This is a genomic window from Solitalea agri, assembly GCF_023914155.1.
GTDB lineage: Bacteria > Bacteroidota > Bacteroidia > Sphingobacteriales > Sphingobacteriaceae > Solitalea > Solitalea agri.
The window spans coordinates 41189-64261 of record NZ_JAMWYS010000053.1 but is presented as its reverse complement, the minus strand read 5'-3'; the positions used below and the strand labels follow the sequence as shown (position 1 = coordinate 64261).

Annotated in this window: 22 protein-coding genes; 9 read left to right on the top strand and 13 right to left on the bottom strand. The window is 37.7% G+C overall.

Translation table 11 applies throughout. The annotated features are described in order from the left end of the window. Nucleotides 1-297: 297 nt before the first annotated feature. From NF867_RS14820 to NF867_RS14800, 5 genes are all read left to right on the top strand, one after another. Nucleotides 298-918 carry a TetR/AcrR family transcriptional regulator gene (locus tag NF867_RS14820; protein ID WP_252589089.1) on the top strand — a complete coding sequence of 207 codons (621 nt, stop codon included), beginning with the start codon at nt 298-300 and terminating at the stop codon, nt 916-918. Nucleotides 919-927: 9 nt separating this feature from the next. Further along, complete coding sequence (locus NF867_RS14815; protein WP_252589085.1) at nt 928-1530, top strand: TetR/AcrR family transcriptional regulator; 603 nt, start codon at nt 928-930, stop codon at nt 1528-1530. Between the two features lie 7 nt (nt 1531-1537). Further along, the gene (locus NF867_RS14810; RefSeq protein WP_252589082.1) at nt 1538-2893 is read left to right on the top strand and encodes a TolC family protein; all 1356 of its coding nucleotides are present in this window, start codon (nt 1538-1540) and stop codon (nt 2891-2893) included. Nucleotides 2894-2900: 7 nt separating this feature from the next. Next, nucleotides 2901-3962 carry an efflux RND transporter periplasmic adaptor subunit gene (locus tag NF867_RS14805; protein WP_252589079.1) on the top strand — a complete coding sequence of 354 codons (1062 nt, stop codon included), beginning with the start codon at nt 2901-2903 and terminating at the stop codon, nt 3960-3962. Between the two features lie 222 nt (nt 3963-4184). Next, a complete protein-coding gene (locus NF867_RS14800) occupies nt 4185-7373 on the top strand; it encodes an efflux RND transporter permease subunit (RefSeq protein ID WP_252589076.1) in 3189 nt (1062 codons plus the stop codon). A gap of 100 nt (nt 7374-7473) precedes the next feature. Here the strand turns inward: NF867_RS14800 and NF867_RS14795 are convergent, their stop codons facing one another. Together NF867_RS14795 and NF867_RS14790 are read right to left on the bottom strand one after the other, a co-directional pair. Then, nucleotides 7474-7902 carry an RES family NAD+ phosphorylase gene (locus NF867_RS14795; RefSeq protein ID WP_252589073.1) on the bottom strand — a complete coding sequence of 143 codons (429 nt, stop codon included), beginning with the start codon at nt 7900-7902 and terminating at the stop codon, nt 7474-7476. Between the two features lie 24 nt (nt 7903-7926). Beyond that, nucleotides 7927-8439 (bottom strand): antitoxin Xre/MbcA/ParS toxin-binding domain-containing protein, encoded by a 513-nt coding sequence (locus NF867_RS14790; protein ID WP_252589070.1) that lies wholly within the window; start codon nt 8437-8439, stop codon nt 7927-7929. 141 nt (nt 8440-8580) lie between these two features. Between NF867_RS14790 and NF867_RS14785 the strand changes: the two genes are divergently transcribed. The 3 genes from NF867_RS14785 to NF867_RS14775 all read left to right on the top strand — a co-directional run bounded on the left by NF867_RS14785 (nt 8581) and on the right by NF867_RS14775 (nt 9940). Then, nucleotides 8581-8877, top strand: coding sequence for a cupin domain-containing protein (locus NF867_RS14785; RefSeq protein ID WP_252589067.1), 297 nt, complete (start codon nt 8581-8583; stop codon nt 8875-8877). A gap of 65 nt (nt 8878-8942) precedes the next feature. Next, entirely contained in the window at nt 8943-9350 is a 408-nt protein-coding gene (locus NF867_RS14780; protein ID WP_252589064.1) for a hypothetical protein, read from the top strand. 2 nt (nt 9351-9352) lie between these two features. Further along, nucleotides 9353-9940 carry a DUF4468 domain-containing protein gene (locus NF867_RS14775; protein ID WP_252589062.1) on the top strand — a complete coding sequence of 196 codons (588 nt, stop codon included), beginning with the start codon at nt 9353-9355 and terminating at the stop codon, nt 9938-9940. Between the two features lie 7 nt (nt 9941-9947). Here NF867_RS14775 and NF867_RS14770 read toward each other — a convergent pair whose 3' ends face one another. The 9 genes from NF867_RS14770 to NF867_RS14730 form a co-directional block, all read right to left on the bottom strand. Further along, nucleotides 9948-10709, bottom strand: coding sequence for an MBL fold metallo-hydrolase (locus NF867_RS14770; RefSeq protein ID WP_252589059.1), 762 nt, complete (start codon nt 10707-10709; stop codon nt 9948-9950). A gap of 82 nt (nt 10710-10791) precedes the next feature. After that, nucleotides 10792-11067 carry a hypothetical protein gene (locus tag NF867_RS14765; RefSeq protein WP_252589056.1) on the bottom strand — a complete coding sequence of 92 codons (276 nt, stop codon included), beginning with the start codon at nt 11065-11067 and terminating at the stop codon, nt 10792-10794. 133 nt (nt 11068-11200) lie between these two features. Beyond that, nucleotides 11201-11854 (bottom strand): outer membrane lipoprotein periplasmic chaperone LolA1, encoded by a 654-nt coding sequence (gene lolA1 / locus NF867_RS14760; protein ID WP_252589053.1) that lies wholly within the window; start codon nt 11852-11854, stop codon nt 11201-11203. 79 nt (nt 11855-11933) lie between these two features. Next, nucleotides 11934-14483, bottom strand: a complete 2550-nt coding sequence (locus tag NF867_RS14755; RefSeq protein ID WP_252589050.1) for an FtsK/SpoIIIE family DNA translocase — start codon at nt 14481-14483, stop codon at nt 11934-11936. A gap of 187 nt (nt 14484-14670) precedes the next feature. Further along, complete coding sequence (locus tag NF867_RS14750) at nt 14671-16032, bottom strand: UDP-N-acetylmuramate--L-alanine ligase (RefSeq protein WP_252589047.1); 1362 nt, start codon at nt 16030-16032, stop codon at nt 14671-14673. Nucleotides 16033-16159: 127 nt separating this feature from the next. Continuing rightward, nucleotides 16160-17017: a 50S ribosomal protein L11 methyltransferase gene (prmA, locus tag NF867_RS14745; protein ID WP_252589044.1), complete on the bottom strand. Its 858-nt coding sequence runs from the start codon at nt 17015-17017 to the stop codon at nt 16160-16162. Nucleotides 17018-17142: 125 nt separating this feature from the next. Next, nucleotides 17143-17919, bottom strand: a complete 777-nt coding sequence (gene tpiA / locus NF867_RS14740; protein WP_252589041.1) for a triose-phosphate isomerase — start codon at nt 17917-17919, stop codon at nt 17143-17145. A gap of 8 nt (nt 17920-17927) precedes the next feature. Continuing rightward, on the bottom strand, nt 17928-19109 hold the full coding sequence (locus NF867_RS14735) for a putative sugar nucleotidyl transferase (RefSeq protein ID WP_252589038.1): 1182 nt from the start codon (nt 19107-19109) through the stop codon (nt 17928-17930). Nucleotides 19110-19174: 65 nt separating this feature from the next. Further along, nucleotides 19175-19423: a type B 50S ribosomal protein L31 gene (locus NF867_RS14730; protein ID WP_014679131.1), complete on the bottom strand. Its 249-nt coding sequence runs from the start codon at nt 19421-19423 to the stop codon at nt 19175-19177. A gap of 330 nt (nt 19424-19753) precedes the next feature. Here NF867_RS14730 and NF867_RS14725 point away from each other — a divergent pair, with 330 nt between their 5' ends. Further along, complete coding sequence (locus tag NF867_RS14725; RefSeq protein ID WP_252589035.1) at nt 19754-20728, top strand: PorP/SprF family type IX secretion system membrane protein; 975 nt, start codon at nt 19754-19756, stop codon at nt 20726-20728. A gap of 88 nt (nt 20729-20816) precedes the next feature. Here NF867_RS14725 and NF867_RS14720 read toward each other — a convergent pair whose 3' ends face one another. After that, a complete protein-coding gene (locus NF867_RS14720; protein WP_252589033.1) occupies nt 20817-21539 on the bottom strand; it encodes a carboxypeptidase-like regulatory domain-containing protein in 723 nt (240 codons plus the stop codon). Between the two features lie 60 nt (nt 21540-21599). After that, on the bottom strand, nt 21600-23072 hold the full coding sequence (locus NF867_RS14715) for a rubredoxin domain-containing protein (protein WP_252589031.1): 1473 nt from the start codon (nt 23070-23072) through the stop codon (nt 21600-21602). Nucleotide 23073 lies beyond the last annotated feature (1 nt).

Here is a 23073-nt window from a genome sequence, read left to right as displayed (position 1 = left end):
TTGTACTTCAATCTAAAATCTTAATTCTAAAATCTTCAATCCTAAATCTAACCTTCCTTTGTACTTTGTACATCCCACTTTGTACTTCAACCTAAAATCCAAAATCTAACCTTCCTTTGTACTTTGTACTTCTTAATTTGTACTTCAATTAGATCTTCAATCTAAAATCTAACCTCATTTGACTTTTCAACCTAAATAGTCAAACAGTAAATACTTCGTTACAAATGGAAACATTTTTGGAAGATAAAGTTTCCTTGTTGTATTTTTGACTTATAATTTCAAAAAGTCAGAAAGTAAATGAGTCAAATTGAAGTACATGATGATAAGCAAGAGCTGATTGTTGATGCAGCGCTGAAACGCTTTGCTCATTTTGGCCCTTCGAAAACAACAATGAATGAAATAGCGGATGACTTGCGCTTATCGAAAGCGCTGATCTATTACTATTTCCCTGATAAAGCAAGTTTATTGAAAGCAGTTCTGGAAAAAATCCTGAACACTTACTTCCTCGAGATTGAATGTGAGGCCAATCATTCCAAAACGGTTGAAAAGGCGCTCTTCAACCTTATCGCAGTTCGCCATGATTTTTTCATGAAGTTTTTTTACAACATGGGATTGAACAGAAACTTTTTGGAAGGGAACAAAAACTCATTGGATGAAATTGCGGCCACAGCAATTAAACGTGAAAAAAAATTCGTTGCAGCTCTTTTAGAGCGAGCAAACCAAACCGGCGAGCTTAAGGTAACTAATCCCGAAGAACAAGCTGATTTATATATCGATTTACTGAAAGGTATTCGATTTAGCTTCATCACTCCGGGAACCTGCTCGCAAATACTCGATGAAGCTCTTTTAAAAGAAATAAACAGAAAGTCGCGATTACTAACCGAGCTTTTTGTTAATGCGCATAAAAACTCCAACTAAGCCCTAACCATGGTAAAAGAGAAAATTATACAAACAGCCGAAAAGCTTTTTACTGCTTATGGAGTAAAGAGTATTAGTATGGATGATATTTCAGCGAAAGCCGGGATATCAAAACGTACCATTTATGAGCAATACAAGGATAAATCATCAATTGTAAATCAGTTAATGAGTCAGATTTTGGTGAATTATCAAAGCGCATTAGATAAGTGTAAGGTTGAGGCGAATGATGCTGTTGAAGAAAACTATATCGCACTGAAATATATTGAGCAGTTGGCACTAGCCATTAACCCAAGCTTTACATACGATATCAAAAAATATCATCCCGAATGCTGGAAGGAAGCCACGTTCTTCAGAAACTATATTCTTAAAAACACGATACGTGACAACATAGAACGAGGAATTAAAGAGGGCTGGTTCAAAGATGATATTAATCGGGAAATCATGACCGAATTAAGGCTGTTGGAAATTGATGCCTTGTTTGACCCAGAGAACAGCGTTTTAAAGCAAAAAAAATTAAGAGAAGTAGCACTGGTACACACCGAGCATTTTATGCTGGGCATTGCAACCATCGAAGGACGTGAATTAATAGAACACTATATCAAAGAAGCATAATAAATAAATGAAACGATTAACAGGAATATTACTGCTTACCCTAAGCATTTTAACCATTAAGGCAAATGCTCAAAACGCTGAGCTAAGTCTTAAAGACTGCTTAAGTTATGCTTTAGCCAATAACCAAAAATTGGCTTCAACCAAACTAAATGAAGAAAGCGGCCGCTACAAGACTGATGAGATCAGAGCGCAGGCACTTCCACAGATTAACGCTAATGCGAGCTTTACCGATAACGTGATCAAGCAACAAATGGTGCTGCCTGGTGAGATCATCGGCAAACCAGGATCTGTAATGGCAGTTGAAGCCGGCACCACCTACAATGCTAATGCAGGTGTTGAGTTAAATCAACAATTATTCAACCAACAGGTGTTCACTGGCTTGAAAGCCGCTAAGAAAAGTGAAGATTATTATCGTTTGAGTACTGCAATGAGCGAAGAAGAAGTGCTGCAAAGTGTTTCTAAACTTTACTATGCTGTTTTGGTGGCTCAGCAAAAAATAGATGTTGTTGATGCAAATATTAAACGTGTTGAACAATTGGTAAAAACTACTACCGCACAATATCAAAACGGTTTGGCAAAAAAGGTTGATCTCGATCGAATTAAGGTAAACCTAACCAACTTAAACACGCAACGGGTAGAACTTACTAATACCATTACTTTACAAACCAATCAATTGAAATATGCAATGGGAATGCCTATTGAGCAAACAATTGCATTACCTAAACTCGATTTAAAAACCATTGAAAGCCAATCGGCTGCGACTTTGGCCCTTGATCAGTTTAACATTAACAATCGCACAGAGTACAAGTTATTGGATAAGCAAAGTGAATTATTGCAGCTTCAGAAGAAAGCTAATATTTCAGAATACTATCCTACAGTATCATTGTTTGCCAACTACTCATACAATGGTATGAGCAATGAATTTGATCTTTATAAATCAGGTGGTAGTGCTAACTGGTTCGACATGTCTTCTGTTGGCCTTAAGGTTCGTATTCCAATTTTCGATGGTTTCGCCCGCCGCTCAAAAGTAAATCAAACCAATGTGAGCATTAAGCAATTAGACAAATCAAAAGAATACACTAAGCTTTCGTTAAACATGGCTTACGAAAATTCTAAAATTCAGTTAAAAAACAGTATTAACACCATTGCTTCTCAAAAAGAGAATGTGGCTTTAGCAGAAGAGGTTTATAAATCGAGTCAAAATAATTACAACCTGGGTTTGGCTGATTTAACCGATTTATTAGCAGCAGAAGTATCATTAACAGAAGCTCAAAATAATTACTCACAAGCATTACTCAACTACAAAATAGCTGAAATAGAACTAATTAAATCAAACGGAAATTTAAGAACGCTTTTAAACTAAGAATATAATGAACAAGAAATACTTCATATACGGAGCTGTTATTATTGCAGCATTTGCGTTGATTAGCTGGAAGCTAAACTCAAATAAAAAGTCGAACGAGGAAAAAACTGCCATTGTTCAACAAGGAGCAGCAGTAATTCCGGTGCAGGCCGAAAAAGTAACTAAGACCGTATTTGCACGCAATTTTGTGGCTAACGGCACTTTTGCTCCAGTTCGCGAATTATCATTTGTATCTGAAAACTCTGGTCGTATCACCTCATTATTGGTTGACGAAGGAAGCTTCGTTAGCAAAGGCCAAGTGATTGCTCGTATTGACGGTGAGATCTTAAATGCTGATGTTCAGGCTGCTCAAACTACTTTAGATCAGTTAAGAAAAGACCGTGAGCGTTACGAAAGCGCACTTCAAAGCGGTGGTGTAACTCAAAAACAAGTAGATGATGTGAACTTCCAGATCAGACAGGCCGAAAGTCGTATGGTAACTGCTCGTCGTAAAATGACTGATACCCAAATTAAAGCGCCAATTTCTGGAGTTATCAATAAAAAATACGTTGAGCTAGGCTCATACCTTTCTCCTGGAACCAAATTGTTCGACATCGTAGACGTATCAACTTTAAAATTGAATGTAACCGTTCCTGAAACACAAGTGGTGAACTTAAAATTAAATGCTAACGTGAATGTTGAATGTAAAGTGTTTGCAGGAGCTAATTACACTGGAAAGATCACATTCATTGCGGCTAAAGGTGATAACACCTTGAACTACCCTGTTGAGATTGAAGTAACCAACTTAAAAGATCAACAAATTAAAGCTGGGATGTATGGCACAGCAAACTTCAGCGGGTTACAATCAACACCCGGCATTCTTATTCCTCGTGGTGCATTTGTTGGTGGTGTAAACAGCAATCAGGTATTTGTTGAGGAAAATGGTGTTGCCAAACTGCGTAAAGTTGTTGCCGGACAAATTATGGGCGACAAAGTGGTAGTAGAAAATGGTTTAAACGAAGGTGAAACCGTAATTACAAGCGGACAGATTAACCTAAACGAAGGAACCAAAGTAGAGGTGCAAAAATAAAGAATAAGAATCAAGTCCTACTCCGACTATAAACTTGTTATCATGCAACAGAATCCTGCTAGCTATCGTAGCATAACCCAAAAGTGGTTAAAATCCAGGAATGTTGCATCTCTTAAGATGACAAGCACATGGGAGTTTGTCGCAGATACAACATATTAAAAAACAAGCACGAGTTGTTGATATCTTATATCAGATATCTCATATCTCAAATCTAATTTTTAGATGAAAATTACAGAAGTATCCATAAAAAGGCCAACCTTAGTGGTGGTAATCTTTACCGTACTCGCCCTAATGGGTTTGCTTAGCTACTTTTCGTTAAACTACGAATTGTTGCCTAAGTTCTCCTCGCCTACACTAACCATTTCTACTGTTTATCCGGGAGCATCTCCTAATGAGGTAGAAAATACGGTTACCAAAAAAATTGAAGATGCGGTAGCATCTATGGAAAATATTAAGAAGATCACCTCTCGTTCGGTAGAAGGTGTATCTATTGTTACCGTTGAATTGACCAGTAATGCCAATGCTGATATTGGCTTACAAGAAGCACAACGTAAGGTAAACGCCATTCTATCTAAATTACCTGATGATGCCAAGACTCCGGGTTTGAACAAGTTCTCCCTGGATGATTTGCCTATCATGACACTAGCAGCAACAGCTAAAATGGATGGTGCTGAGCTTTACGATTTGATGGACAAGCGCATTCAACCGGCTTTATCGCGTATTCAAGGGGTTGCCCAGGTAAACCTTATTGGTGGTCAGGCTCGCGAAATTCAGGTAAGCATTAACGCTGACCGTTTGAAAGCCTATAACCTTTCAATTTTACAAGTAACCCAGGCTATTAAAGGAGCAAACCTTGATTTCCCTACAGGTAAGATCAAAAACACTGATAACCAGGTATTGATCCGTCTGGCTGGTAAATTTAAAACGGTTGATCAGCTGCGTAATATGGTGGTTTATAACTCACCGGATGGCGCTCAGGTTCGTTTAAGCGATATTGCCGATGTTCAGGATGCTCAAAAAGATGCCGACAAACTGGCCCGTGTTGATCGTCAAGGTGCCATTGCAATTCAAATTCAAAAGCAAACAGATGCCAACGCCGTAAACGTTAGTAAAGGTGTAAAGAAAGCAATTGCCCAAATTGAAAAAGATTACGCAAAAGATAACCTGAAGATCAAAATAGCCAATGATACATCCGACTTTACGTTGGAAGCTGCTGATTCGGTTATTCACGATTTAATTCTGGCCATTGTACTGGTAGCTGCGGTAATGCTGTTGTTCTTACATAGCATTCGTAACGCGCTGATCGTAATGATCTCAATTCCAGCATCATTAGTTGCAACTTTCATTGGTATGAAGATGATGGGTTTCTCATTGAACCTCATGTCGTTAATGGGTCTATCACTTGTAGTGGGTATCCTCGTAGATGATGCCATTGTAGTGTTGGAGAATATCTATCGCCATATGGAAATGGGTAAAAACCGTGTTAAAGCTGCTTTTGAAGGTGTAAAGGAAATCGGGTTTACGGTTACCTCTATCACACTTGTAATTGTGGTGGTGTTCTTACCTATTTCATTAACCAATGAATTAGTATCGAAGATCTTGCGTGAGTTTTGTGTGGTAGTAATGATTGCCACCATGCTGAGCTTATTTACTTCATTTACGGTTATTCCATTACTTTCGTCACGTTTCGGTAAGCTGGAACATTTAACTAAAAAGACTGCATTTGGACGTTTTATTCTTTGGTTCGAGGATCAATTGAATACGTTTACCGCTTGGGTAACCAGTATCTTAGAGTGGGCCTTAAATCATAAACGCAGAACTATTGGTGTGGCCATTGCCTTATTGATCGGTTCATTTATGCTGGTGAGCAAAGGCTATATCGGAGGTGAGTTCATCGCTCAGGGCGACCGTGGTCAGTTTATTGTTCAATTGGAGCTACCTAAAGATGCTTCTGTTGAGCAAATGAATAAAGTTACTGCAAAGGCAGAGCAATTGATTGCTTCTAAAAAAGAAGTAATGTCGATGATCACAACGGTAGGCCAAAGCAGTGAAGATGGTTTTGGGGTAACCCAGGCAACCGCATATAAATCAGAAATTACTGTAATGTTGGTTGATGCCAAGGAACGTAAAGATCCATCTGATATTTACGCAGCCAAACTTAAAAACGAACTTTTAGCTGAGCTCCAGGGTGTAAAAGTAAAAACTACTCCTGTTGGATTATTGGGTACTGCGAACCGTGCTCCTGTTGAAGTGGTGGTTATGGGTGCCGATCTAGACAGCGTTATGGCTTTTGCTAAAACATCCATGGCTGAACTGAAGAATATTAAGGGTTCTAAAGACATTAAGCTTTCGGTTGAAGAAGGAAACCCTGAGATTAACGTACAGGTAGACCGTGATAAAATGGCCTCACTTGGATTATCAATGGATGCTGTTGGTGCTACCATGCAAATGGCTTTCAGCGGTAATACAGATGCTAAATTTAGCCAGGGTGAATATGAATACGATATCAATGTTCGCTTTGACGACTTTAACCGTAAGAGCATTGAGGATGTTGCCAACATCACTTTTGTGAATAATAAACAGCAACCTGTAAAACTATCGCAGTTTGCTTCAATTGCCGAAGCTTCTGGCCCAAGTCGTTTAGAACGTCGTGATAAAAGTACTTCTGTTTCTGTTCAGGGACAGGTAGTAGGTCGTCCGTCAGGAACAATTATCGCCGAGTTAAAAGCAAAACTTGATAAAATGGCTAAGCCAACGGGTGTAACCTTTATCATGGGTGGTGATGCAGAAAACCAGGGTGACTCATTCAGTACTTTAGGAATTGCCTTATTGATTTCTATTGTGATGGTTTACCTGATCATGGTTGCCTTGTATGATAGTTATGTTTATCCTTTTGTGGTGATGTTCTCTATTCCCTTGGCATTGATCGGTGCACTTTTAGCACTTGCATTGACCAATAACACGCTGAACATTTTCTCGATCATGGGTATTATTATGTTAATTGGTTTGGTGGCGAAAAACGCGATCCTTATCGTCGACTTTGCTAATCAGGCCAAAGCCGAAGGTAAATCAACCGATCAGGCTCTTATTGATGCCAACAATGCACGTTTACGTCCAATTCTGATGACTACCATCGCCATGGTGATTGGTATGCTTCCGTTAGCTTTAGCAACGGGTGGTACTGCTGCCATTAAAAATGGTTTAGCTTGGGTAATTATCGGTGGTTTGATCAGCTCTATGTTCTTAACCTTAATTGTGGTTCCGGTGGTTTATAAGATCATTGATATGTTCTTGACTAAAATTGGAGCCAACAAAGGCAATAATCACATCATTGAGCAGTTATATGAAGAGGAAGACACGAAAAATCAACTTCATAAGCATACATACGAGGATGATTTAGTTATTCATTAATAGTTTTCTTTAGTTTAAGTGGTTAGTTGGGTCTCTCCTGTTTTCAGGAGGGGCCTTTTTTTATAAGAAAATAGAAGTGAGTATCTTCTGATGAGATGGATCAAAATACCCTGAAATCAAAAGCAAATGGTATAGTTTTAAAAGCTACCTGTTGAAATTGTTCATGCTTAGCATTTATAAGAAAGTTATATTCTTCAGGCATACCACATGAAGGTACCTTTAAAATAAGCGATTCGTTGGCTTCATACCAATCATTTCCTAATCTTCGAGTATAATAAGGATTATTACGCCAGTTATTGGGAAGCTGACCTTCCTTCAATTCTTTACATGAATAATTTTCCGGCAACTCAATGGTAAGCAAATAATAGTTGGCACTCGGAAGAATTCCACCCATATGAACAAGGTTTTCCATGCAAGCTAAAGCTCTGCTCTCAGAAGCATATTTAACATAAGAGCCAACTATGTTCCACCGACCTTCTCCACTAGTATCATTTATAACCGGACTTCGACTAATTCGGTAAATGTTCATTAAAAATGAAGATAGATATGAATATTAAAAATCGCCGGTTTTAATACGGTTAAGTTCTTTATTAACTTCATCAATACCTGAAATGGCATTTAAAATGGTAAGTGGAATTTCTCCGTATAAACCATAAGATGGCTGACGCATCCATTTATTAAACTTTTCATAGCTGCCAAAAGTATCAAAGCCGTTTCCCCATAAATCAATAAGCTTTAAAAGCCGTTCAGAATCAGAAACATTTAATTGCTTTTGCTCTTTACGATAAAGATTAAAAGTTCTAAAAGAAGAATCAAAAATGTGCTCTGTTTCCTTTTGAGTTAAGCCGGCAATTCTTATCAAATCAAAAAGTCGTTCAATTGGTAAACCATCCTGCGAAAGCCTTAAAACATAGTAGCCTTTATCATGGATTTTCTCATGAATGGTTTTCAGTAAATCTTCAGCATTAATTTCATAAGCCACCAATTCTTCGGCTACCATAGAAATTGCTTCTTCATCAGGAGTTTTATAATGAGCTGGAGCATTACTTTTTGGCTTTCTTTCCATATGACTTTCAATTTGAGAACCTAAACAAGTTACATTTTTTCTTACAAATTAAGAATTTTTTCACAATTTTTTTCACCCTTTTATAGAATCATTCTTAAGTTATTTGTTTGTATCTTGAAGCAGATATTCATACTTAAGACTATGATTATTAAAGATTTGCTTCACAAACTCGAATCATCCACTCACCCTATGGCAGGCGCCCTGCATGCCGGTGAAAATTTCAGGGTCTTGGTGGTCACATTTAAAAAAGGAATGATTCTAAAAGAACACAAGGCACATCTGCCCAGCCGATTAACGGTGGTTAACGGGAAAGTTGTTTATAAAGAAAACGACAAGAACTTAGAACTTTCGAGATATGACTACACCGATATACCGGTTGAAATCATGCATTCGGTTGAAGCATTAGAAGATTCAGTATGCTTTTTAACACAAGGTTGAGTATAAAACTACTCTTTTAAATTTCTTTAAAGAATTTCTATTTTAGGAGCTTCAACGTTCGAAATATGAAGTTCATTAAAGTCCTTTTTCCACTCTTGTTTTTGGGTGGATTATTTTCGGTAGTGGCATTTACCAATCCAACTTCTCCTACTACCAATATCACCGGACTTTGGGCTGATTCAAATTCAAGTAATTTCAAACATTGTTATGCAATTTTCTCGCAAGAGGGAAACAAAATAAAAGTGGCTCATTATTTGGAGTTTAAAGGAACTCCGATGGTTGAGATTGGCGAAGGAAGCATAACAGGCAATAAAATAGATTACAAAGTTAAGGTGACCAAAGCCATTCCGGGATGGGCCCTTTCCGGCGAACATATTTTAGAGCTCAGTACTGATGGAAATACGCTAAGAGGAATATATAAAGATGAACAAGGTAACTCGGGACCAATGGTATTTAAAAAACTAAGACAATAAAAATGAAAACACGCTTATTGTTCTCTTTACTTTTATGTTCATTTTATTTCATTTCATCGCCAAAGGCCCATTCCCAACAACTGGAGCTTCCAATGCAGCATCAAAAGGTGGTGTATTCAGATACGGTGTTTGTAAATGGAGTTTCAAAAGACACCTTGTTTGCACGTGCAAAGCATTGGATATTGAAGACCTTCCCTGCTCAAAATAAAACCTTTAGTGAGACTAACCGTACTGATAGCCTGATAGAGGCTAAAGGCTTTTTGGAATTCAGTCAAATGGATCTATACAATCTGAACACGGTGATTATTGAATATAAAATCCATATTGATCTTTATGAAAATGCTTATGCTTATAAAATTGATCGTTTTGGAGGAAAGCTATATGAGAAATCGCAATACACCTCTAATTCAGCAGCCATGATCAACATTGAAGAGGATTATTCAAACTATTTGAAGAACAAACGAAGCACCGACTATACCCGTAGAGTTAAGCAGTTTTATAAATTAATAAACCAACAGCTCGACTCATTTAATGCTGTTATGGAACCAACTTCTGATGAATCATATCAACGAGGACCACATTTAGAGTAGGGCAAATTTAGAGCGAAAGCACTAGGCCATCATAGGCAAGATCAATTCCTGCCGGTAATTCATTTTCTACATCAACATGCTTACCTAATCGATGACTGATATGAGTGAAATAGGTTTGTTCAGCATTGATCTCTTTTGCCAATTCAATGGCTTCATCCAAAGTTAAATGCGACACATGACTATCACGCTGTAATGCATTCAACACTAAAACTTTTGAGCCTTTTAATTTATCCTTTTCCTCTTCCTTAATGGTTTTCATATCGGTTATATATGAAAAATCGCCTATTCTGAATCCAAAAACTGGTAGTTTATAATGCATCACCTCAATAGGTATAAATTCAAGACCGTGAACATTGAAAGGCTTATTTCCTATTTCTACCAAATTAACTTTAGGAATACCCGGATACTTAATAGAAGCGAAAACATAGGCAAACTCCCTGATCACGGCTTCCTGAACTCTTGGAGCAGCAAACACATCCATTTCCCTATTATGTTTAAAATTGAATGCCCTAACATCATCTAAACCCGCTATGTGATCTTTATGTTCGTGGGTAAAAACAATAGCATCCAGTTTCCTAACCCCTGCCCGTAACATTTGGTAACGAAAATCAGGACCGCAATCTATAACCACAGTAGTATCATTCCATTCAATTAAAACGGAAGAACGCAAGCGTTTATCATACTTGTCCGTAGAGGTACATACAGAACAATCACATGCAATTACAGGTACCCCCTGCGATGTTCCGGTTCCGAGAAAAGTTATTTTCATTCGTTCAAATTTCGGTTATGAGCCAGGTGTAATATATCTCTATCCGCAAACATCTAACTCGAAACAAACAACACCCATCTACTTAATCCAATTCCAATTTAATTTGTTTAAGACTCAGATAAAAAACCTTTTGTTTGTCATCAAGCAAACTTTCATCCGCTTTCACCTGCTTTACAATTTCTACCAACGCATTGATCTTCTGCTCAAGAGTGATAAACTTATTAACAACCACCACTTTAGTTGACTGTAGTAAGCACGCACCCGATTTAAAATTTCCTTTCTCGTAACGCACCTTATATTCGAGGTCACGCAACAAGGTTTCCAGTTTTTCGAGTGTATGATTAGTTATACTTAGCATGAAACAGTGTCAAGATAAAAGAATTCAAAATCAAGTGAACAAGCTATTCACCGCCCACTACTTATAAACAAAAACAATCCCAAATGCTAAAATAGCATTTGGGATCAAATATCGTGTTATTTACAATTTACGATTATCGCAAATCAACAACATCTACCCCCGGATATTTTTTCTTATCGAAAGCAAAGAATGAATCGTCAACTTTCGGATTTTGTACAAATGTTTTTACTTTATACGTGTAGCGATTTCCGTTTTTATCAAAAATCTTAATTTGCTTTAACTGCTTAAGTTTTTTATCAACCGAAAGCTCAATTTTAGAAAACTGCTTAGAAGCCAAAGGAACCAGATCTATCAATTGAAGCATATTGGCACCCTCTTTCTTTTCACCTTTTAAAATGTATTTAAAACCTTTCTCATAAATGGTAAAAATTTGAGCAGGGTTTAGGCCCTCTCCATTTTTCTCCAGGTTATTGATTTGCATCTCTTTCGAATCTTTTAAGTAGGTATACGAAAGCTTACCATCACTGAACAGTTCTGTTCCACCCAAAATTACTTTGTACTTATTGGTTTTTTGTTTGATGTACAAGGTACCATTCTGAGTTTCATTGATTTTTTCTGAAGGATTTTCAAGTGTGTATGAAAAATCAGTTTTAATGCCATCGAAAGAGCGGTATTTAGCACTTACACCAGTTAAAATGTCTTTTGCTTGTTTTTCAGCTGGCGATTGAGCGAACGCGGCTACCGAAATAATCATCGCCAAAGCTGAAGTAAAGAATGTCTTTTTCATTATTTAATTTATTCTATCGATATATAGACTTATCACAAGTCGTGCCGTTTAAAACGGACTGCAAATTTAACTATTCTTGTTATTTTCCGTTTAAATTATTGAGGTATTGTTCTAAAGAATATTCGTCGGGATATAGCACCTCTCTAGCCTTGCTACCCTCAAACGGACCAACAATTCCAGCAGCCTCTAATTGATCAATAATTCGACCAGCACGGTTATAGCCCAATTTTAATTTACGTTGGATTAATGAGGTTGACCCTTGTTGATGAATTACCACCAAACGTGCGGCATCTTCAAACAATGCATCACGATCACTTGGATCAAAGTCTTTAACTGAGCCTTCACCATCTTCACCCACATACTCAGGTAATTCGTATGCACTGGTGTAACCACGTTGTGAGCCAATGTATTCACAAATCTTTTCAACCTCGGGAGTATCAAGAAACGCACATTGCAAGCGAATTAAATCAGCGCCTGTAGAAAACAACATATCACCACGACCAATCAACTGATCTGCCCCACCTGCATCTAAAATAGTCCGCGAATCGATTTTTGCAGTTACTCTAAATGCTAAACGAGCCGGAAAATTGGCCTTTATAATACCTGTAATAACGTTTACAGATGGACGTTGAGTGGCAATAACAAGGTGAATACCAATAGCACGGGCTAATTGCGCCAAACGGGCTATCGGAGTTTCCACTTCTTTACCTGCCGTCATGATCAAATCAGCAAACTCATCAATAACCAAAACGATGTATGGCAAATAACGATGGCCGTTTTCTGGATTTAATCTTCTTGAAACAAACTTCTGATTGTATTCCTTTAGGTTACGAACACCGGCATCTTTAAGCAGCTCATATCGATTATCCATCTCAATACAGAGCGAATTAAGCGTATTTACCACTTTCTTCGTATCGGTAATAATCGCATCACCTTCTCCTGGCAGTTTAGCAAGGAAATGGCGCTCGATCTTTTTATAAAGCGTTAACTCAACCTTTTTAGGGTCTACAAAAACGAATTTTAATTGAGAAGGATGTTTCTTATATAACAGTGAAGAAATCAGCGCGTTGATACCCACTGATTTACCCTGCCCTGTTGCCCCGGCCATCAATAAGTGAGGCATTTTTGCCAAATCGGCAATAAACACCTCGTTTGAAATGGTTTTTCCTAAAGCTACCGGCAGATCCATATTTGATGCCTGGAACTTTTCAGTAGCCATAACCGAACGCATTGCAACCAGTTCAGGATGTTGATTTGGCACTTCAATACCAATGGTTCCTTTGCCTGGAATAGGCGCAATGATACGAATACCTAAAGCGGCCAAGCTTAAAGCAATATCGTCTTCAAGGTTTTTAATTTTTGAAATACGAACTCCGGGAGCCGGAATGATCTCATATAAAGTTACCGTTGGACCAATGGTGGCTTTGATCTTATCGATCTCAATTCCATAATGACCTAGCGTATCTACAATTTTGTTTTTATTAGCCTCTAGTTCTTGCTGATCAACATGAATTTTATTGGATCCGTGATTATCTAATAATTCAATGGTAGGATACTTATAAGAGGCCAGATCTAAAGTAGGATCGAATTCACCGTGTTGGCTTACTAAATCTTGCGCTAACTTTTCTTCTTCGGTATGCTCAACACTAAACTCCAAGTCATCCTCCACAGAATCAACAGGAACTTCAACTGGAGCTTCAGGCCTTTGAATTGGAGGAAGCTCTATTTCAACAGGTTCATTAACAACCGGTTCAGACTCAAATTCAATAGCGTTATTAGTGGCGAATTCAATAGTTTTAACTTCAGGAGTAAGCTCCTCTTCCAAATAAGCCAAATTTGGTTTTATCGGCCCATTAGTTGAAGAATACTCACGACGAGGAGTAAAATCGATTTCTTCCTCCTGCATTAAATCATCGAATTTATTTTTTCTGATTGGTTCTGCTTCCGGAGCAAGAACTGGTTTCTTTTTCGGTGAAAAATCAGGATTGAAGGCGATAATTACAAACACCAACGCTGCAAAAATCAGCACTCCAAGAATACCTGTTTTGCCCAAGGTAGCCCCTAACCAAACGTTCAACTGATATCCAAAAACCCCTTCAAGAAAATGAGGCATTGGGTTGAAAAAACTATTAATATAACCGGCAAATAAAGAAAGAAATACCAGGAAGAAGAACGCGTAGGCTAACGATCTGATAATTGGAAACACCGCAACTTTAAACAGCAACCGATATCCAACTACAAAAAACACAAAGACAAAAACAAAAGATGCAACGCCAAACCATTTATAGATGAACTGATGGGCTATCATGGCACCCCATAACCCCATCCAGTTTTCCACCGGATTTTCCTGAGGAGCAAAAATTTTACTCCACGACATTTTCATTACTACGCTCTGATCCTCTCCCCATGTCAAAACATACGAAGTAAAAGCTACCAGAAAGTATACTGACATAATCAGCATAAACAATCCAGTTATTTTAATCAGCTTCGGATTAACCTCAGGTAAACTAAAAAATGGCTTCTTTTCCTCCTCTTGTTTTGGAGGATACTTGATCTTTGGTTTTTGGCTAATTTTCTCAGCCTGAGGTTCATTGGTTTCGTTTCTAAAACGATTAGTACGTTCTTGCATCAGAAAAATATATCTCTCAAAGATAACGAGCCAGCCTAAAGTGTCAAATAGATTTTTGGTAAAGAAATCAGCCTTTTTAATTTATAGCTCACCAAAGAGAAATAGAGATGTGGTAAAGTTGGTTATTCCAGATAATGCCTTATAATAAACTGTTAATTATAAGGCATTATATACTATCATCAACAAATTAGCTAAGCACTTTATCAGCCAACTCTTTAAAATCAATACCATCAAAATTGCCTGAACTCATCAACAACAAATTGGTATTTGCCCAGTTTTGTGCCAGTAAGTACTCTTCAAGCTTTTGTGAATTAGTAAAAACCTGCACATTAGCAGAATTAAAGGCATCTTTTACTTGTTCTTCGGTAATAGGTTCCAGTTTTTTATGTTCAATAGTATGATGATTAAAGTAGACTAAGGCTACATCAGCAGCAGCCATTGCTCCATCATACTCTTGCAAAAACGATTTATTCAAACTGCTGAATGTATGAAGTTCCATTGCCGCAATAAGTTTACGATCAGTAAACTGTGCCTTCATGGCTGCTGTTGTTGCTTTTAATTTTGATGGTGAATGCGCAAAATCTTTATAAACCGCTGTTTCGTTGTTTTTAGCAACCAACTCTAAGCGTTTTGCTGCACCTTTAAAACTCGAAATTGCCTGATAGAAATCCGCATTGCTTACGCCCAGTTTATTACAAATCAAACGGGCACCGTTTAAGTTCATCAGGTTATGTTCCCCGAAAACTTCAATCGCTATTTTCCCTTCATCCGTATTTAAAGAAGTAAGCCCGTTAACAACTTCATAAGAAGGCAGGCCATAACCTACCTTTTCAAAATTCGCATTTGGATAGTTTTCTACCAATTTCTTCAGCTCACTATCCAATTCGCAATAGGCTAAATATCCACCAGGCTGAATGGTATCTAAAAATATTTTGAACTGCTCTACGTAATTCTCAAAAGTTGGGAAAACGTTGATATGATCCCAGGCAATACCACTTAAAATAGCCAAATTGGCCTTATACAAATGAAACTTAGGACGACGATCAATAGGTGACGACAAGTATTCATCTCCTTCGATAATAATTATCGGAGCAGCTTCTGTAATACGCACCATTGTATCAAAGCCCGCTAACTGTGCTCCTACCAGGTAATCACAATCTATATTACACTGATGTAAAACATGCAGGATCATGGCTGTTATGGTTGTTTTACCATGACTACCACCAATAACCACACGTGTTTTATCTTTTGACTGCTCGTAAATGTATTCGGGATAGGAATAGATTTTAAGTCCCAGTTCTTTTGCTTTAATCAACTCCGGATTATCAGCACGCGCATGCATGCCCAAGATTACCGCGTCCAGTTCCGAAGTAATTAAATCAGGTTGCCAGCCCATATTTTCTGGAAGCAACCCATGGCTTGCCAATCGAGATTTTGAAGGTTCAAAAACCTCATCGTCTGTCCCCGTAACTTTGTATCCTTTTTTATGTAATGCAATGGCAAGGTTGTGCATAGCACTCCCTCCTATTGAAATAAAATGTACGTTCATGTTTTTGCCGGAATTGTAATTTATGCGAGCGAAATTCGGATTTATTTATACAAAAGCAAGAGAAGAAATACAAGCAACGATCCCTTGCAAGTTCTGTTTGTCAATAAATAAAATATAAGGAAAAAACCTATTTCACAAACTTAGCTGCAACCCAGTTATTTCGGGTATAATGACTTATGTATTTAAGGTCATATTTCGCCGCTTCTTCCTGGATAATGGCCAAATCAGGGGTTTCGTAAAAACCACTCATGATCAGTTCACCTTCATCTTGCAGCATTTCGGCATAACGGGCCATGTGCTTGATCAGAATATTGCGGTTAATATTTGCCAGGATCAGTTCAAATCCAGAATCGTTAACCTCATCAATATCTCCCTGCTCAGCAGTAATATTATCGGTTTCATTTAGCTGAGCATTTTCAACAGTGCTCGACACACAAACCGGATCAATATCAACAGCCAGTAGCTCTTCGGCTCCTAACTTAGAAGCCAGAATAGCCAATATACCTGAGCCACAACCCATATCAAGCACCTTCTTACCTTCTACTTCGGTTTGAAGTAAAAACTCCGACATTAAATACGTGGTTTCGTGGTGGCCTGTACCAAAAGCCATTTTAGGGTCGATAACAATTTCTAAAGGAAACTCTTCAGATTTAGATGGATGGAAAGTTGCTCTGATGTGGAGCTTATCACCTACCGATACCGGTTCGAAGTTGCTTTCCCACACTTCGTTCCAGTTCTTGTGTTCAATTTCATTTATCTTGTACGAAAACTGGAATTGCTCGGCATAATGGGCCAATTGATCTTTTAAAACAGTTTCGTCAAATTTATTGGCCGGAATATAAGCCTTAAATCCTTTATCGGTGTCTTCGAATGTGTCGAACGCTATTTCTGACAATTCGGCTATTAACAAATCTTTAACAAACCCTTCAGGATCGTTAACCGAGAAAACTAGTTCGAAGTAGTTCATGGATATGGAGAGCATCATTTAAATTTTGAGGTCAAAGTTTAATTGCTCACAAGATATTCATCTTGCTGATATAAACAAAAATAAAATCACTGGTTCCAACTTGTTGTTTTAAGTCAGAACCAGTGATTTAATTATATAATTAATTATGAATTAAATGTCTTGATAATATCGGTAAAGTCCCTCGATTTTAATGAGGCTCCTCCAATTAAACCGCCGTCAATATCGGTTTGAGAGAACAATGTTGCAGCATTTGAAGGATTACAGCTTCCACCATATAAGATACTTACGCTTTGAGCAGTTTCATCATCATAACCTTCTGCAATTAACTGACGGATATAAGCGTGTACTTCCTGAGCCTGTTCAGGAGTTGCCGTTAAGCCTGTTCCAATAGCCCAAACCGGTTCATAAGCAATAACAACCGTTTTAAATACACTTTTAATTAAATGATACAAACCTTCTTTTAATTGAGCTTTAATAACGTCGAAATGAATTCCCTCTTCACGTTCCTGCAAGGTTTCACCTACACAAAATATTGGAGTTAATTCATGCTTTAATGCTAAATCAACCTTTTTAGCTAATTGCGCATTGCTTTCAGCAAAATACTGGCGACGCTCAGAGTGACCCAAAATCACATATTCGGCACCAATTGATTTTAACATTTTAGCAGATACTTCACCTGTATAAGCACCTGATTCTTCCCAGCAGCAATTTTGCCCGGCAAGTTTAATTTTATCATGAATATTTGATCCGCTTCTCCACTGATCAAGTGCATAAATATTGGTAAACGGAGCTGATACAATCACAACTGCATCATTGTTAGCCTCATCAGTAACCATATTGGCAACTTCCGAGAACAATTTTAACGATTCTTTTAAATCGTTATTCATTTTCCAGTTTCCGGCAACAATTTTCTGTCTCATTATTTAAATTAGAATAGTTTGTGTGTTCGTGTTTGCGTAAAAACGAATTCAAGTATACATCTTTCAATTGCATTGAACTCGCTTTTTTTTGTTTTCATCATCATAGAGGCCCCCTTGCAGAATTTTTCAAAATCAAACTCAGCATTTACTTCACCCTGCAACCAGCTAAAATCGCTTACAAATTTAGGAGGAAAACCGATTGTTGCAATATTACAACCTATTCCAATAACAGTTCCCGTATTTAACACTGTATTAATAGCCGTTTTCACATGATCACCCATTATCACACCGTGTTTTTGCAAATCAGTGGCACGTAATTGACCTTTGGAATAATTCCAAACCTTTACATTTCCGAAATTATTTTTCAGGTTAGAGTTATTGGTATCGGCCCCCAAATTACACCATTCGCCAATAACCGAATCACCCAGATAGCCTTCATGACCTTTATTTGAATTAGCAATAAATACACAATTTTTAAGCTCGCCTCCCACTACAGTATTAGGACCCAAAGTAGTTGCTCCATAAATTTTGGCGCCCATTTTAACCACAGAGCCACTGCAAGCGGCAAAAGGACCACGAATCATCGCACCCTCCATAATCTCAACATCTTTACCAATATAAACAGGACCAGTTTGGGTATTAATAAACGCGAAATTAATCCTGGCGCCTTCCTCAATAAATAAATCACTGCCCAATACTTGAGTTCCTGCGGGAATTGGAGCTGAACTTCTATTTTTTGCTATAGCAACAAAATCATTTCTAAGCTCTTTATCATTCAGCAAAAAGATATCCTCCGGGAACTGTACGCTATCGAAATCAGATAAGATCTCATTCTTATGTTCATCTATATCATTAGCAGTAGAAAACTGTTCTTTTGAAACGCATCGGGCAACCAATATGTTATTTCTAACAATCGACTCCCCTTTCCTTAATTGCTTAAGTTGATCAATCAGAGCTGCGTTAGGAATTACTGAAGCATTTATCAGGATATTTTCTTCAGCTACAACAAGTGGAAACTTTTCTTGAAGATATGGCTCAGTAAAACTGCTAATGGATTGATTAAGGTAATGCTCCCACTTTTCACGGATAGTTAATACACCAACGCGCAGTTCGGCAATAGGACGGGTAAATGTTAATGGTAGTAATTGTCGACGAATATCAACATCATCGAACAAAATGTAGTTTCGCATTGGCCAAAAATAAAAAAAGTCTGCTGAGTTCTTCAACAGACTTTTTTATATCGTGTAAACCGAAACTATTTTTTAGCGTAACGGTTTTTGAATTTATCGATACGACCTGCAGTATCAACCAGTTTCATCTTACCAGTATAGAACGGGTGAGATTTATCAGAGATCTCTAATTTAACTAAAGGATATTCGTTTCCATCTTCCCAAACGATGGTATCGCGAGTATCAACTGTTGATTTGGTAAGGAATGCGTAATCGCACGACATATCCTTAAATACTACTAATCTATAATTTTTTGGGTGGATATCAGCTTTCATCTTCGCACTTAATTTTAAATGAGGTGCAAATATAGGCACTCACTACTTATTGTGCAAATTAAAATTAATAAAATATTCTTCAATAGTAATAGATTGGGTACCATTATTTAATGCCACGAAGCTAAACTTTGATTTCTTGATTCTTGCCATAAAAAAAAGTAAATTCATACTGAAAAAAGATTCCCTGCATCTTTAACAGCTTGCTTGCTTATACTTTCCTTCTATTAACGAGCATTATTTCATTCGAGCTGATTTACCGTTCACCCCATACCTTATACAATTAACTGTATTGCTTATTGCTTGCTTAACAATATTTATCAGACACCTGTCATGAAAAAAGGATTGTTAATATTACCCCTCCTAATAGTAATTCAGGTACATCTTTTTGCACAATCAGATGCCCAGTTTAGCCAATATATGTTTAATGGCATTTATATTAATCCGGCATATGCCGGCTACCGGGAGCAGCTGAATATGCACATGTTTTTCCGTTCGCAATGGACCGGAGGTTTAGAGGGAAACCCTGAAACGTTTACTTTTGCTTTAGACGCTATCGCTAATAATAACAATGTGGGCTTGGCTTTGAGTGTTATAGGTGATAAGCTTGGAGCAGAGAGTACTCTTGCCGGTTATCTGAATTATGCCTATCGTTTAAGAGTGAGCGAAACCGGCAGGCTCGCATTTGGACTTGGAATAGGAATAGCACAGTATTCAATTGACGGAAGCCTATTAGACCCAAACAATCCAACCGACCCTTCGGTACCATTAACCAAACAAAGTGTGGTGGTTCCGGATTTAAGAGCTGGCTTATTTTACACTACCGATCGGTTTTACGGTGGACTTTCGGCCGATAATATCATCAGTCAGTACATGAGCTACACAAAAGACCCATCCATATTGGTTCCTACAAAATATCCGAATATTTATTTAACTGCAGGCTGTTTAATTCCATTAAACAAATCATTGCTCTTAAAACCATCTGCTTTATTCAAAGTAGAAAAAAATGCGCCATCAACGCTTGACATCAACACATTCTTAATGCTTTATGACAGATTATGGATCGGAGCTTCTTACCGCACTGGTGTAATGTTTTTAGGTAGAGACAATTTGCAAAGTGATTTAAGCATGAACAACGCAATTGCAGCATTAATTGAAGTATATGCCACTGATCGTTTACGAATAGGATATGCTTATGATTTTTCGCTTTCGGAGTTCAAGAACTACAATTATGGCACTCATGAAATTTCCTTAGGCTATTCCTTTATTCCAAAGAAAATCAGGATGCTTACACCTAGGTATTTTTAGCCTCGAAAAATTCAGTACCTATTAACTTGTTTGGAAAGAAAAACTCATTGGTACATAAGAAGTTCAAATCGTAAAACCTAGTAGTAACCTATTCCAATATTCCCTCAGCAATATTAGATCCTGTTGAAGACAGTGCAAGATAGACCTCTTTCTTGGTACTTGGACTTCTAAAATGAGTTGAAACAGCAGGTGCTCCATAGGCAATCACATAAAACTTCCCATTTTCCACAACATCCCATAATAAAACATCACTTTTACTGACTTCAATTTTAAAAGCGCCATTATTTACAATCACGGGAACCGATGGTGAATAGGTGTAATCTAGTGAAGAAACGTTATTGTCGCCCAAAAACAACCGTATCCATCTGTCATCAGCCGTAATCGGGGCAATGACTCCTTCTATTGCGTATTTCTGACTTGAAGAATTAAACGTTACTTTAAGATTACTAACAAGGGTTGTAGAGAATTGAGAAAGCTTAATATCATCAATAGTATTTTGACGCTGTTTGTATTCAAACTGATAAAGCCTAAAAGTATCATATCCTGATTTACTAAAGAAGATATCGTATTTACCAGGTGACACACTTAAAATTTGGCAATTTCCACTTCTGTCAGAAGTTCCTGAACGTTTGGGATGTACGTTGTTAAGGGTCATTACAACACCATCAGGAGGGGTTTGTGGATTACCTAACTCATCAAAAAGCTTAACGGAAGCACTTAAATTACTATTCAGAACGCCGCCGTTCGAATCTTCCGATTTACCACAACCATAAACCAGTAAAACAGCTAAAAAACAGAGTAGAGACTTCATAAAATTTAGAGAATATGTTGCTACTCCTAAAATACAAAATCCGAAGTAAAACTCTGTCTCTTAAATAAATGTGAGCATAAACGCTGTTTTGGAAGACTCACAAGTTGGACAACAATAAGAATCAGCCAATTTATCAAAGGCTGTACCAGGGGCAACATTGTTTAATTCATCACCATAAACCTCGTCATAAACGGTAAGGCAATTTTCGCATTGATATACTTTTCTTAACTCTTCCGATTCTTCCGTTTTAGACTCCTCAAGTTTAAAATCATATGCAGACTCATTAAACAAACCTTTTTCCTCATAATACTGCCTGCATAATTCAGCCAAATACTCATCCAAATCGGTTAAAAGCACACGACTTTTATAACCGATATAATTCTTTGAATTAGCGTTAAAGTTAGGTGTATATAAAATATCAAACCGGTCAGAAGTCTTGGTTTTGGTTTTCCGAACGTTATGCAGTTTTTTAATTACTATGGAGCCGAACAAACCTGTACGTGGCTGTGTTTTTATGGCAAAACACAATCCATAGGTTTTCAGATCAATACTATCGAATCTGCGTGAAAGGTATTTTTTGATGGTAAGTCCTTCGGCCGAAAGGTCTTCTACCTGCCAATTCAATTCATTAGAGGCATGACGTACATTAATTTGATGCTTACCTAAAATATAACTCCAATACTTTTGGTCTTCACGCTCAATTCCTTTGATAATGATTGATTTCCATGGTGTGGTGTAAATCCGTCCGACTTTGGTTTTAAGACAAATGGCACAAACATCTTTTAAAAATTCCACCGAAAACAGTTCATCACGACGATAAATGCCCAACCAAATTTTTTTGCCGTAACCATTAAACCCTTCGTAATAGGGCAGCGCAAATTCAGGCAAATAAAGCTCTTCATTGGCTTTACGAAAGGCAAACTCCTTCTTATCGGCAACCATTGATTGCAACAGTTCACCATTGGCATTGGCTTTTTCGTAAAAGAGCTCTTTATTATCTAAAATTGATAGCTCTATTGTTTTGGCCAGTTTCGAAATATCATCTGTATATACCAAACCTTCCCATTGATAGTTCACTGACACCTTTGGAAAGCGAATAAACAAGTGCCAGTAATGAGGAGTTGTGCTCGAAATGAAGTTGATATTACCGGTAAAAAAAGGAACAAGTGTTTGGGTACTGTCTACCAGGTTAATCTTAAGCTGAGGCTTATAGTCGAACGAATCCAACACATCCGCATACACTCCTTCTGTAAGCCAATCGGGTTGGTTGAACAGCTCATCAGTAACGTAAGAACTTACAATATTAGGATAGTCGTCAAAATCAATTTCATAAAACAGTCCCGAGTTATCAAGCTCGGCAACAATATCAGGAATGCGTGAATGCGGTAAGGTGAGATAAAGCTGTTGCCTCACACTCATCTGCACCTCCTTTACTCCGGCAGCTTCAGCGGCTTTGACAATCGTTTTCAATTCCCCGGCAGAAAGAATTCCACCGGGCAAATTAATTTTCACTGTACTTTTCTTGCTTGCCATC

Bases quoted from the DNA above. Each gene is read 5' to 3' on its own strand.
- NF867_RS14820 (WP_252589089.1), top strand. From the start codon at position 298: ATGAGTCAAATTGAAGTACATGATGATAAGCAAGAGCTGATTGTTGAT.
- NF867_RS14815 (WP_252589085.1), top strand. From the start codon at position 928: ATGGTAAAAGAGAAAATTATACAAACAGCCGAAAAGCTTTTTACTGCT.
- NF867_RS14810 (WP_252589082.1), top strand. From the start codon at position 1,538: ATGAAACGATTAACAGGAATATTACTGCTTACCCTAAGCATTTTAACC.
- NF867_RS14805 (WP_252589079.1), top strand. From the start codon at position 2,901: ATGAACAAGAAATACTTCATATACGGAGCTGTTATTATTGCAGCATTT.
- NF867_RS14800 (WP_252589076.1), top strand. From the start codon at position 4,185: ATGAAAATTACAGAAGTATCCATAAAAAGGCCAACCTTAGTGGTGGTA.
- NF867_RS14795 (WP_252589073.1), bottom strand. From the start codon at position 7,902: ATGAACATTTACCGAATTAGTCGAAGTCCGGTTATAAATGATACTAGT.
- NF867_RS14790 (WP_252589070.1), bottom strand. From the start codon at position 8,439: ATGGAAAGAAAGCCAAAAAGTAATGCTCCAGCTCATTATAAAACTCCT.
- NF867_RS14785 (WP_252589067.1), top strand. From the start codon at position 8,581: ATGATTATTAAAGATTTGCTTCACAAACTCGAATCATCCACTCACCCT.
- NF867_RS14780 (WP_252589064.1), top strand. From the start codon at position 8,943: ATGAAGTTCATTAAAGTCCTTTTTCCACTCTTGTTTTTGGGTGGATTA.
- NF867_RS14775 (WP_252589062.1), top strand. From the start codon at position 9,353: ATGAAAACACGCTTATTGTTCTCTTTACTTTTATGTTCATTTTATTTC.
- NF867_RS14770 (WP_252589059.1), bottom strand. From the start codon at position 10,709: ATGAAAATAACTTTTCTCGGAACCGGAACATCGCAGGGGGTACCTGTA.
- NF867_RS14765 (WP_252589056.1), bottom strand. From the start codon at position 11,067: ATGCTAAGTATAACTAATCATACACTCGAAAAACTGGAAACCTTGTTG.
- lolA1 (WP_252589053.1), bottom strand. From the start codon at position 11,854: ATGAAAAAGACATTCTTTACTTCAGCTTTGGCGATGATTATTTCGGTA.
- NF867_RS14755 (WP_252589050.1), bottom strand. From the start codon at position 14,483: ATGCAAGAACGTACTAATCGTTTTAGAAACGAAACCAATGAACCTCAG.
- NF867_RS14750 (WP_252589047.1), bottom strand. From the start codon at position 16,032: ATGAACGTACATTTTATTTCAATAGGAGGGAGTGCTATGCACAACCTT.
- prmA (WP_252589044.1), bottom strand. From the start codon at position 17,017: ATGATGCTCTCCATATCCATGAACTACTTCGAACTAGTTTTCTCGGTT.
- tpiA (WP_252589041.1), bottom strand. From the start codon at position 17,919: ATGAGACAGAAAATTGTTGCCGGAAACTGGAAAATGAATAACGATTTA.
- NF867_RS14735 (WP_252589038.1), bottom strand. From the start codon at position 19,109: ATGCGAAACTACATTTTGTTCGATGATGTTGATATTCGTCGACAATTA.
- NF867_RS14730 (WP_014679131.1), bottom strand. From the start codon at position 19,423: ATGAAAGCTGATATCCACCCAAAAAATTATAGATTAGTAGTATTTAAG.
- NF867_RS14725 (WP_252589035.1), top strand. From the start codon at position 19,754: ATGAAAAAAGGATTGTTAATATTACCCCTCCTAATAGTAATTCAGGTA.
- NF867_RS14720 (WP_252589033.1), bottom strand. From the start codon at position 21,539: ATGAAGTCTCTACTCTGTTTTTTAGCTGTTTTACTGGTTTATGGTTGT.
- NF867_RS14715 (WP_252589031.1), bottom strand. From the start codon at position 23,072: ATGGCAAGCAAGAAAAGTACAGTGAAAATTAATTTGCCCGGTGGAATT.